The sequence below is a fragment of the Desulfonatronospira sp. genome (genome assembly GCA_003563255.1).
Classification (GTDB): domain Bacteria; phylum Desulfobacterota; class Desulfovibrionia; order Desulfovibrionales; family Desulfonatronovibrionaceae; genus Desulfonatronospira.
The window spans coordinates 1-12066 of record PWSL01000082.1 but is presented as its reverse complement, the minus strand read 5'-3'; the positions used below and the strand labels follow the sequence as shown (position 1 = coordinate 12066).

The 12066-nt window shown below is 49.6% G+C and carries 8 protein-coding genes; all 8 read left to right on the top strand.

Annotation, left to right across the window (positions count from 1 at the left end; translation table 11 throughout):
• The first annotated feature begins 335 nt into the window (after positions 1 to 335).
• The 8 genes from QZP87_RS02425 to glyS all read left to right on the top strand — a co-directional run bounded on the left by QZP87_RS02425 (position 336) and on the right by glyS (position 11797).
• On the top strand, positions 336 to 812 hold the full coding sequence (locus QZP87_RS02425; protein ID WP_291321327.1) for a chemotaxis protein CheW: 477 nt from the start codon (positions 336 to 338) through the stop codon (positions 810 to 812).
• 427 nt (positions 813 to 1239) lie between these two features.
• Complete coding sequence (gene mfd / locus QZP87_RS02420) at positions 1240 to 4677, top strand: transcription-repair coupling factor (RefSeq protein WP_291321326.1); 3438 nt, start codon at positions 1240 to 1242, stop codon at positions 4675 to 4677.
• An 88-nt stretch (positions 4678 to 4765) separates the two neighbouring features.
• Complete coding sequence (locus tag QZP87_RS02415) at positions 4766 to 5716, top strand: peptidylprolyl isomerase (RefSeq protein WP_363330977.1); 951 nt, start codon at positions 4766 to 4768, stop codon at positions 5714 to 5716.
• The gene (locus tag QZP87_RS02410; protein WP_291321324.1) at positions 5703 to 6686 is read left to right on the top strand and encodes a SurA N-terminal domain-containing protein; all 984 of its coding nucleotides are present in this window, start codon (positions 5703 to 5705) and stop codon (positions 6684 to 6686) included. The genes QZP87_RS02415 and QZP87_RS02410 overlap by 14 nt, the downstream gene beginning before the upstream one ends.
• 25 nt (positions 6687 to 6711) lie before the next feature.
• Complete coding sequence (locus QZP87_RS02405) at positions 6712 to 7647, top strand: helix-turn-helix domain-containing protein (RefSeq protein ID WP_291321323.1); 936 nt, start codon at positions 6712 to 6714, stop codon at positions 7645 to 7647.
• A gap of 17 nt (positions 7648 to 7664) precedes the next feature.
• Positions 7665 to 8378 (top strand): DNA repair protein RecO, encoded by a 714-nt coding sequence (recO, locus tag QZP87_RS02400; RefSeq protein WP_291321322.1) that lies wholly within the window; start codon positions 7665 to 7667, stop codon positions 8376 to 8378.
• 266 nt (positions 8379 to 8644) lie between these two features.
• A complete protein-coding gene (locus QZP87_RS02395) occupies positions 8645 to 9538 on the top strand; it encodes a glycine--tRNA ligase subunit alpha (protein ID WP_291321321.1) in 894 nt (297 codons plus the stop codon).
• A gap of 177 nt (positions 9539 to 9715) precedes the next feature.
• The gene (gene glyS / locus QZP87_RS02390; protein ID WP_291321320.1) at positions 9716 to 11797 is read left to right on the top strand and encodes a glycine--tRNA ligase subunit beta; all 2082 of its coding nucleotides are present in this window, start codon (positions 9716 to 9718) and stop codon (positions 11795 to 11797) included.
• Positions 11798 to 12066 lie beyond the last annotated feature (269 nt).

Below are 12066 nucleotides of genomic sequence, written 5' to 3'. Positions count from 1 at the left end.
GGATTTTCCGGGACCCTTCCGGTCAGGAAATCATGCGACATGCAAAGCGCTTAACAGCTACATTTCTCAATAACTGATCAACTGGTAACAGATGTTAACCACAAGCTGTTGTTTTGGCAATATATTTTGGCAATATATTTTGGCTTGATAAAATTAAGAAAAAGATTTAGCGCTGTTAAGCAGGTCATTACTGCCACAGACAACTGAAATCAGTTCTGTTCAGCGATTACAATTACGGCAGGGGACAATGGTTACAGGGGACAGAGCCGATCCCCTGACGGCATGCAATACGCTGAACGGATACGATATTATTAATAAAGCCCAGGAGATAGCCCATGGCAAATCACACCCAGAAAAAAGATGCCGATCTGTTGCAAATGGTCACCTTTAATATTGGCGGTGAAGAGTTCGGGGTGGAGATACTGACCGTCCAGGAAATCATCCGGATGATGCAGATAACCAAGGTGCCCAAGGCACCGGATTTCGTGGAGGGGGTGATCAACCTAAGGGGCAAGGTCATTCCGGTAATCGATCTGCGTAAAAGATTTGGTTTAGAGCCCAAGGGGCACGATAAGAATACCCGGATTGTTGTGGTTGAGATCAACAAAATGATAGTGGGGTTTATTGTGGATTCTGTTTCTGAAGTGCTCCGTATTCCTGCAGACACTGTCGAACCACCGCCGCCTGTAGTGGCCGGGCTTGACTCCGAGTATATAAGCGGTGTGGGTAAGCTGGAAGACAGGCTCCTGATTCTGCTGGATCTGGACAGGCTTTTGAGCCGGGAAGAAAAAAAGGTTTTAAGCCAGGTTTAAGCTGAATAACACTACAGTAAATCTTTGATTTTTCGTATCTGTTCAGCGCATTTTTTACGAAAGCAGGGGACCGAAAGCAGGGGACAGGCACCCCCGCACTTATTTTTCTGAAGGATGTTTGACGGAATTATAAAAAATAAGTGCGGGGAGAGCCAGTCCCCGTGCCACATGCAGAGCGCTGAACAGATACCGCAGAACGGGCCTGGGGACTGTCCCTCCAGTACTGCTTGTGCAGGTTTACTGAAATGTACGCTGGTAATATATTTCATGGTGCAGGAAATATGTTGCGGGGACTGTCCCCAGGCCGATATTAGCACCCCCTGTATGGTTACACAGTCCCCATGCCGGTCTGCCGGCTTCATCATTGAGGACCCCCTGAACGGTTACTTGAAAGTGTTTTCGCTACGGTGATGAGCCGAGACAAATATTGTTTATAGATTCCAACATAAAAAGTGAAATCCTGGGTTCAAAAAACGGGTCCAGGCATGTGCATATCCGCAAGGCAGGTCCAGCCACACAGGTTTATCTGGCTGAGTACCTGCGTCGCCAGGGACGTGACACAGTTGTTGTGCTGCCTCCGGGTTCGGATGTTAAACAGTATGCGCATCTGGCCGGTATTTTCAGTCAGAGTGAAAAAGCAACTGATAAGTTCTGGGAGGCACCCTGGGTTTTTCCCCCTTCCCCTGCCGGACAGAGCAAATCTTCATGGGGTCGGATATGGGCAGGCATGTTCGGTCTTCTGCAGGGAGGCGGAAAAGTAACTGTGCTTACCGCTGATGCCCTGCTGTATTTTTACCCCCCCGCAGATGTGGTTCAGGAAGTTTTCCTGCTTTTCATGACAGGAGAGGAGACAAGTCCGGGATACATAATGGATAAGCTTGTGGACTGGGGCTATTCAAGAAGCTTCCTGGTCGATTCCCCGGGGGAAACATCCCTGCGTGGAGACATCCTGGATATCTTCGCCCCGGGATACCTCCATCCCCTCCGCCTGGAGTTTTTTGGAAACACTCTGGAAAGCATCCGCACCTTCGAGCCTGTTTCCCAGAGATCCCTGCACCAGTTGGAAGATTGCCTTATACTTCCGGTCGCCCCATGTCCCATGGAGGACAACCTGGTCTCCCAGGCCAGGCAAAAGGCTGACTACCTCAAGTCCATCGGGGAGATCAACATGGATCTGCGCCGGAAGCTAGAAACAAAACTGGAGGAAAAGGTTGCGGATTATCCAGCCGGTCTTTATTATTCCAGTCCAGGAGATATTTCAGACTTTTTACCCCCGGAAGCCTTTTTTCTCTTGGTGGATACCGCCAGACTCCGGACTGCACTGGAAGAAGAGGAGTGGAAGCTCAAGAAGTGGGCTGAAGACGAGGGCCTGCCTTATAAGTTGATTTTTCAACCGGAAACGCGGGCCAGGACCCTTTGGCAAAACAAAAAACAGATTGTTTTCGACAGGCTGGTGATGGGCCGGAAATCCAGGGGTCTGGATTTAAGCGAAAAAGAAATCGGCAGTTTTACCGATATTTTCTGGAAGCCCCAGGACCAACGCAGACCCTGGCCTACTTTTGTACAGGCCCTGAAGGACTGGAAAAGGACTGCCAACCAGGTAATACTGGGCTTTAACTCTACAAGATCCAGGGACAGGTTTCTGGAAGTTATTAAAAAGGAAGATATACAGTTAAAGACAGATTTTGATCCGGACATTCGGGGACTTTATGCTGTGGTGACAGGAACCGGCACCGGGATGCACATGTCCTGGAACCACATCTATGTCCTGGGAGAAGATGTCCTGCAGCCCGGCACCAGCCGGAAAGTCAGAACTGCCGGCAAATTCAAGGGCATTGCCAGGGTTGAAGATATTGAGCCTGGAGACATGCTGGTTCACAGGGACTACGGACTTGGACGTTTCGGGGGCCTGGAACGAATCGGGACGGATACGCAGGCCAATGATTATCTCCTGCTGCATTACGCCAATGATGACAAACTTTATGTGCCGGTGGACAGGTTTTCTCTGGTTCAGAAATATAAGGGCCCGGATGGCGCAAATCCAGCCCTGGATAAACTGGGTGGGGCCAACTGGACCAAAACCAAAAACCGTGTGCGCAAGGCAATTCAACAGATAGCCCGGGACCTGGTGGATATGTACGCCAAGCGCAAGGTGGTCAAAGGATATTCATACACTCCCCAGGAAGAATTCTACCTGGAGTTTACAAATACCTTCGGCTTTGAAGAGACCCCGGACCAGGAGCAGGCCATCCGAGAGGTGATGCAGGATATGGAGCGCAATGAGCCCATGGACCGCCTGGTCTGCGGCGATGTAGGTTTCGGCAAGACAGAGGTGGCCATGCGTGCCGCCTTCAGGGCTGTACAGGACGGCAAACAGGTGGCCCTCTTATGTCCAACTACAGTTTTAGCTGAGCAGCACTACCAGAATTTCATGCAGCGTATGCAGGATTTTGCCGTAAATGTACGCATGTTGAGCCGATTTGTTCCCCGTAGCCGACAGAAGATTATCCTGGAAGCTGCCCAGAAAGGGGAGGTGGACATTCTGATAGGCACACACCGGATTCTGTCTCAGGATGTTGTGCTGCCCAGGCTTTCTTTAATGATTCTTGATGAGGAACAGAGGTTTGGGGTCAGACATAAGGAAAAGCTTAAACAATACAGGCAAAACATCGATGTTTTGACCCTGACCGCAACACCTATACCCAGAACGCTGCAGCTGTCTCTGTCCGGCATCCGGACCCTGAGTGTCATAGAAACCCCCCCTGTGGATCGAAAACCTGTTGAAAGTTCAATTATTGAAAAAGACAGGGAGTTTCTGAGACATGCCCTCCAAAGAGAACTGGACAGAAATGGACAGGTCTTCTGGGTTTACAACCGGGTGCGTGGTCTGGAAAGTGTTATGGAGCATGTGCAGCAGCTGGTTCCTGAAGCCAGGGTGGCTATGGCCCACGGACAGATGCCTGAAAGGCTGCTGGAGGAAACCATGCACAAATTCTGGCATCATGAAATAGATATTCTTGTCTGTACAGCGATTATTGAATCCGGGCTGGATTTTCCCCGGGCAAATACCCTGATCGTGGACCAGGCTCAAATGTTCGGCCTTGGGCAGCTTTACCAGTTGCGGGGCCGGGTGGGCAGATCCCAGCAACAGGCCTTTGCTTATTTTGTCGTGCCCTCCATCAAAGACATTGGTGAAAAATCCAGGAAACGCATGCAGATAATTCTGGACATGGATTATCTGGGAGCTGGATTTCAGGTGGCCATGGAAGATCTACGGCTGAGAGGAGCCGGAAATATCCTGGGAGAGGTCCAGTCAGGACAGATCGGCAAGGTTGGTCTGGACCTTTTCCTGGAGATGATGCAGGAAGAAGTGGGCAAACTCAAAGGTGACAAAACAGCAGAGACAAAGGACCTGGAAATTAATATTGGATTTTCAGCCTTTATACCCGAGGACTACATTCCAGATCCTGCTGAGCGTCTGAGGTACTATCGCATGCTCTCTGGGGGAACTGATATCCAGGATTACGAGCAGCTATCACATGAACTGGAAGACCTGTTTGGAAAGCTACCTGATGAGTTGAAGAATTTCATCAATGTATTAAAAATTAAACATGTCCTGAAAACTCTGGGGCCTCAAAGGGCGGACTTCATGGAGAACAAACTTTGTATAGAATGGCCCCCACAGGCTGAAGCCATTGACCCGGCAAGGCTGGTGGAATGGATCGAGAAGAACCAGGATAAGGCTAAACTGGCTCCTCCTTCTAATCTGGAGTTGCGTTTGAGGAACAAACCACCTATTTTGGAATGTCTGCAGGAAATGCATAAAATAGTCGAAGATTTGACCAGTCACCTCAAGGGTGAATAATCAACGAATATTTATTAAATATATACTCAAAAATTATCGTGCAACATATTGGATTTATTGCTTTTTTAATAATTCTAAATGTCCAGATATGCTTAGAAAGATGCGTAACTTATTTTTTACTGTCTTGCTTTTTCTGCCCATCCTGACGGCAGGTTGCTCACCTGATATGAACTCTGAAGCTGTGGTGGCCAGAGTCAATGGCCATCCCATTTATCTGGAAGAGGTGGAGGCCTGGCATGACGCTAATTATTTTAGATGGTTTCGTGGGTTGCCGCCTGATCTGCAGGCCATAAAATCCTCTTATGGAAAAGTTCTGATGAATCTGGTAGTACAAAATCTTATTGAGCAGGAACTTCAATCCCGGGGACTGAAAGCAGACGCGGCAAAGTTGAAAAAAATTGAACAGGAAATCAGGCAGGACTATCCCCAGGGAGGATTTGATGAAGTGCTTTTAGAGGAAAATATCGACCTGGGCCTGTGGAGAGCCCAGGTGATGCAGAATCTGGCATGGGAAAAATTCAGCAAGGAAATATTGAGACCCGAAATCAGCATTGAAGTCCAGGACATCAAAAGGTATTATCAGGATTATATTGAGGACTTTTTCATACCGGAAAGAATCGTCTTTTTGCATTTCTCTTCCAGGGAGGAATCAAAGCTGCAGGCCGCCCTCGACACTTTTATCGAAAATGAAGACACTTCCAGCCTGGGCCGGGACTACCCCCAGGTGAATATTATCAGTTATGAAATGCGGGTGGATCGTCTTCCCCTGGGACTGCATAAAGAATTGACAACCCTTGAGCCAGGAGAAAAAAGTGAGATCAGTAAAGACCTCCAAGATCATTATCACTCGGTGTTTATTGTCGATCGTATAGAAAGTACTCTTCTCAAACCACACCAGGTTTACAGTCTCATTGAAGAAAATCTGGTTAAGGAAAGAATGCTTGAAGTTTTTAATTCCTGGCTTGAAAGAGCAGTGGCTGAGGCAAAGATAGAAATTAACCCCAAACTCCTGGAAACATCATCATATGGTCAGAGATAAGAATAGGTTATTATACCGGAAGGTTCCTTTCAGCAACAAAGCTTTAGTTTTGTTGCTGACGTTTTTTTTTATAGCGCTCCCTTTCAAAACGGCCTGGTCATCAACGCCTGTCAACAGGATAGTGGCCCATGTAAATGGTGAAAGCATCACCCTTTTTGACCTGGAAAAAAGAGTGGAGATATTCCTGGGACTCTTTGACGATATTTCTCTGGAAGACTTACCTCCACACCAGCGGAAGGAAACCCGGAAGCATGTACTGGAACAGATGATCAATGATATTCTCATGCGGCAGGAGGCTGAAAGGTTCCAGATCGAGGTCAGCGATTCTGAAATTCAGGAGCATATTGAAAGGTTAAAACGAAACAACAACGTGAGCCGGGAAGAGTTTAAGCAGCATCTTCAGCGCCAGGGGATGAGGCTGGAGGATTTCGAAAAACAGATCCGGGACTCAATGCTGAGGCAAAGGGTCATGAACATTATGGTTCGGCGCAAAACCATTGTAACCGGGGGCGAAATCCAGGAATATTATGATAAACACCAGGACGATTTTCAAAAACAGAGAAAGATTCATCTGAAGGTCCTGGTGGTGCAGCAGGTGGAAGATGCCTCCAGGATACTGCAGGCAATAAGAAACGGCGAATATGACTTTAACCAGGCAGCTCAGAAGTATTCCCAGGGGCCGGCCGCCTCTGAAGGCGGCGACCTTGGAATGGTGCGCTGGGACCGCCTTGCACCGGAGTGGAGAGATGCCCTCAAAGATCTGCAGGCCGGGGAAATCAGCGAACCTTTTGTCATGCAGGGAGGCGGAGTGCTGCTCAAGGTGCGGGAGGTAAGCGCGGAAGGCAGTATTCCCCTGGAAGAAGTGAAAGACGAGATCCGTAACGAGTTGTTCGACATAAAACTTGAAAAAAGATTTGATGAGTATATCCAGGGATTAAGAGAGAGGGCCGTCATCGAGGTAAGGTATTAAAAAGCATAATCCCTTGGGAGAAGATATGGAAATGCATGAACTGGGCAAACAGCTTTACGAAGAAAGAGTTCGCCAGGGCTTAACCTTGGAGCATATCCAGGATGAAATCAAGGTAAGCCTGAATTTTTTAAAGGCCTTGGAAAATGGGGACATGGATCAGCTTCCACACCCGGTCTACGCCAGGGGCTTTATGCAGAACTACGCCAAATTTCTGGGCCTGGACTGGCAGAAAATGGGAGAGGAGTTCGCCAGGATATACAGCGTGGAAGACGATTCCGGACAGCTGGACGAATTACCCACTGTCCTGAAGGACCAGAAGCAGGCCAGGCTCTTTTCATATGCAGTCAAGGCATCAGTCTTGACCCTGACTCTGGTTATAATTCTCGGCGCAGGTTGGCTGTTTTATACCTCTTACTGGGACGATGCCAGGGAATATGATCCGGATGAGGATACAGAAATCGCCATGGATCTTCCAGAGGCTGAACAGTTCAACCAGGATTTTTTTAACGATTATCCCCTGCACACATACGAGCTTGAGCCTGTTGAGCCTGAAGAGCCTGTATCAGATGTTGAAGAAGATCCTGTACCGGAGGAGCTGGTGGAGCCTTTGCCACAGGAGGAAGAGCAGGAGGAAGAGCAGGCGGAAGCGCTGGAACATGAATCCCTCATTGACGAACCTGTAGCTGTTGAAGAAGAGGAAGAGGAGGAGGAAGAACTCCCCAGGATGTTTCAGATGGTCATTGAGGCTCATGAAGAGTGCTGGTTGATGTACGAAACAGAGGACGCAACCAGAGATTTTTTTCTCCGTCCGGGGGACAGCATCGAGGTGGAATACAAAGACAGACTGCGCCTCAGGCTGGGCAATGCCGGAGGGGTGAGCATCACCATCAATGGAGAGCCTTACTTGCTGGATGCCGAGTCCGGTGAAGTCAGGACCGTCGAATTTGACGGCTCCAGCTGATTTTTTACGTCTGCCCCATGTCTTTTTCGGAACAAGTCCTTGTTTTACGCACCGGGAGGTTTAAAGAATACGACCTGTGGGTGCGCTTTCTTTCTCCCACCCGCGGAGTGCAGACAGGTTTTGCCTTTGGGGGGTGCCGCAGCAGAAGAAGATTCTGCGGATGCCTGGACAGTCTGAACCTGGTGTTGTTCACTATTGGATACAGTTCCGCAAAGAGGTACCTTGTTCTGCAGGAGGGCACCCTTATCAGCGGCTTTCAGGGGGTAAAAAACCAGAGAAACAAGCTGGGCATGGCCGTGCACTGCCTGAATTTTCTGCAGAAAATCTGCCTTGAGGGTGATGACTCTTCGGAAATATATCTCCTGATTCTGGAAGTCCTGAAAGTTATGGAAAACCATCCTTCCGTGCCGGTTTTTTTTCCGCTTCTTTTCAAGGCCAGGGCCACCTTTATTCACGGCTATCAGCCGGTGCTCAACAAGTGCAGTGTTTGCTGCCTTTCTGTAGAAGACATGGGCAGGGGTTTTTTTGACATTAAAAATGGACGGGTTTTCTGCTCGGACTGCATCCCGGATTCAAAGGAAGTCCTACAGGCGGACAGAAAGTCTCTAAAGTTTCTGGACAGTTTGAGTACGGCCGGTCCCAGTGAATGGATAAAATGGAGGCCCGAGCAGGAAGTCCTGCAGGATTGCCTGAAGGTGGTGGAGGCTTATGTCCAGTACCACATCGAATGATGTCAGTGAGTGTATACATTCAGGGGGGTCCTTTCAGCAACCCTGTCACAAGAAGCAGGGCAATTTTCAGCAAAGACGGAAGGGCAGGGCCTGGCGACGTGTCCGCCCCCCATACCCGCATTATAGAGGAAAGCAGGGGACAGGCACCCCCGCACTTATTTTTCTGAAGGGTGTTTGACGGCATTTTTAAAAATAAGTGCGGGGAGAGCCGGTCCCGGTGCCACATGCAAAGCGCTAAACAGATACTACAAATACGGGAGAAAGTGATGCTTTTTCAGGATGTGATGCTGCATCTTCAGCGATTCTGGGGTGATTACGGTTGTGTGCTACATCAGCCGTACGATGTCGAGGTCGGGGCAGGGACATTCAACCCGGCCACCTTCCTGGCGGTTATAGGTCCTGAGCCATGGAAAACCGCTTATGTTGAACCTTCCAGACGCCCCACGGATGGACGCTATGGGGAAAATCCCAACAGGCTGCAGCATTACTACCAGTTTCAGGTAATCCTGAAGCCTTCACCTCCGGACATTCAGGACATCTACCTCAAGAGCCTGGAAGCCCTGGGAATAGTTCCCGGCAAACACGATATCCGCTTTGTCGAGGACGACTGGGAATCGCCCACACTTGGGGCCTGGGGCCTGGGATGGGAGGTATGGCTCAATGGCATGGAGATAACCCAGTTTACTTACTTTCAACAGGTAGGTGGGATAGATCTGGATCCTATCAGCGTGGAGCTGACTTATGGCCTGGAAAGGATCAGCATGTACCTGCAGGAAGTGGAATCTGTTTTCCATCTCGCCTGGAACAGGGATCTAACATACGGCGACATCCACCTGCAGCGGGAAAAAGAGCATTCCCGCTACAATTTTGAGCTGAGTAACGCCGACATGCTTCTGGATCATTTCAAGAATTTTGAAAGGGAATGCATCAGGCTATGCCAAGACAAACAGGTCATGCCGGCTTATGATTACTGCCTCAAATGCTCTCATACCTTCAACCTGCTGGAGGCCAGGGGGGCCCTGTCCATAACCGAGCGTACCGGATACATAGGCAGAGTAAGAAACCTGGCTTCCAGGGTGGCTGCTCTATATCAGGAACAGCGCCTGGAAATGGGGCATCCGTTGCTGCAGGGAAAGTTTGTTCCCGGAACCCTGCCTTGAATATTATTGTGTATCTGTTTAACGCTTTGCATGTGGCAAGGGGACCGGCTCTCCCCGCACTTATTTTTAAAAATGCCGTCAAACACCCTTCAGAAAAATAAGTGCGGGGGTGCCTGTCCCCTGCTTTCCTTAAAAGCGCTAAACAGATACTTAAAGTTAAACTTGAGGAAATGATAAATGCCTGATTTTGTGCTGGAAGTTGGATTCGAAGAGATGCCGGCCCGCTTTCTCAAAGCCCTGACCCATGATTTCAGACAGTCCCTGATGCAGGAACTGGAATCTCAAATGCTGGACTGCGAGAATATCCAGGCCTGGGCCACCCCAAGGAGGCTTAGCGCGTATGTTTTTCAAGTGGCGCAATACCAGATCCGTAAAGAAGACGTCATTACCGGCCCTCCAGTTGCCATAGGACTGGACCAGGAAAACCGGCCTACAAAAGCCGGACTGGGCTTTGCCAGGTCTCAGCAGGTGGACGTGCAGGAGCTGATGATTCAGGATACGGAAAAGGGCGGTTATCTGGCAGTGAAAAAAACTGTCGGCGGCAGGCCTGCAAGAGAGATACTGCCGCAGGTATGCGAGAAGGTAATTATAAGCCTGGGTTTTCCCAAAAAGATGCGCTGGTGGGATCGTTTCACTTTCGGTCGCCCTGTCAGGTGGATCCTGGCTAAAATGGATGGGCTGAACATAGAGTTTCAAATAGCTGACACAAAATCCGGTAATATCACCTATGGACACCGTGTGCTTGGCCCCGGCCCCTACAGAGTGGACCAGGCTGCTGACTATTTCCGGATTGTCAGGGACCAGGCCCAGGTGATCCTGAATTTCCAGGAGAGAAAAGACATAATACTCAAAGAGTCTGCAAACCTCGCCCGTGCAGAAGGGGGGAGCATAATAGCCAATGACAGACTGGCGGATGAGAATGCAAATCTGACTGAATTTCCTGTCCCCATCATGGGGAGTTTCGATTCCATGTATCTGGAACTGCCCAGGGAAGTGCTGCTGACCAGCATGGAGTCTCATCAGAAAAGCTTCGGAGTTCTGGACGGCCAGGGACGCATTATGCCCAATTTTGTGGCGGTCATCAACAACCGCCCGGATCCCGGCGGAATTATAAAAAAAGGCTGGGAAAGAGTATTGAAGGCCAGGCTGGAGGATGCAAGGTTTTTCTGGAATGTTGACAAATCGACATCATTTGATCAATGGATGCAGAAACTGGAAAAGGTGGTTTTTCTGGCTCCACTTGGCTCCATGGGAGAAAAATCCCGCCGGCTGGAGCGCATCTGCGGCTTTTTGTGCGACAAGCTGCAACTCCCGGATAAAAAGGATATCCAGACAGCTGGACGTATATGCAAGGCAGACCTGGTCTCGGAGATGGTAGGGGAGTTTGCAGACCTGCAGGGTATCATGGGAGGGATCTATGCCAGTCACGCCGGTTACAACGACAAGGTCGCCAGGGCCGTATACCAGCATTACCTGCCCCTGGGCCCGGAATCAGATCTTCCCTCCACCACAGAAGGGGCGATTGTATCCCTGGCTGACAAGGTGGACAACCTGGTGGGATGTTTCGGGCTGGATATGCTTCCCAGTGGAGCGGCAGACCCTTATGCCCTGCGCAGGCAGAGCCTGGGCATGATCCGCATTGTTCTGGGCCGGGGGCTCCGCCTGGATATGGAAAATCTTATCTCCTTTACAGCCAGAAACTACGAAGGAGTAGACTGGAAACAGGATCCTGAACAGGCCCTGGAAAAGCTTCTGCATTTCTTTTCGATCCGCCTAAAAACCTACTGGCAGGGTCAGGGGTACGAGGGCAAACTTGTGGACGCTGTACTGCATAGCGGGTTTTCAGATATGTATGCAGCGGAAAAAAGACTTCAGGCCATCCTTGATTTCAGCCTGGATGAAAATTTTGAGGCCGCGGTTCTGACCTACAAGCGGGTGGACAATATTATCCGCAAACAGGCCCAGGGGGTGGATTTGAGCCTGGATTACCAGCCGGGGTTATTGCAGGAAGAGCAGGAGATAAATCTGGACCGGGCCATAAAAGAAATCATGTCCGACTGGGAAGACTTGTGGCAAAAAGAGGATTTTCGGGCCCTTTTTGCCAAGCTTAATGCCCTGCGTCCGAGCGTGGATGCATTTTTCGACCATGTAATGGTTATGTGCGACGATGAAAAACTACGGCAAAACAGATTGAGACTCTTGAATTATCTTTCTTTGAAGTTCAAGAAACTGGCTGATTTTTCAGCCCTGCAGGTATAGGGAGAGGAGGATAAGCTTGTATCTGTTTAGCGCTTTGCATGTGGCACGGGGACTGGCTCTTCCGGGACCCGCTTGTCCCAGAAAATGAGATTTTTTAAGCACAAAATGATGCTCAAGTGGGTCCCGGAGTGCCTGTACCCTGCTTTCCTTTCCGCGACTCTGCACGGAAAAAGAGGCCCCTGCGGGGCATCATTGGGTCAACCCTTGCAGGACGCGTTGAGCACGGGGACTGGCTCTCCCGGCACTTATTTTTCTAATCTGTTTCTTGT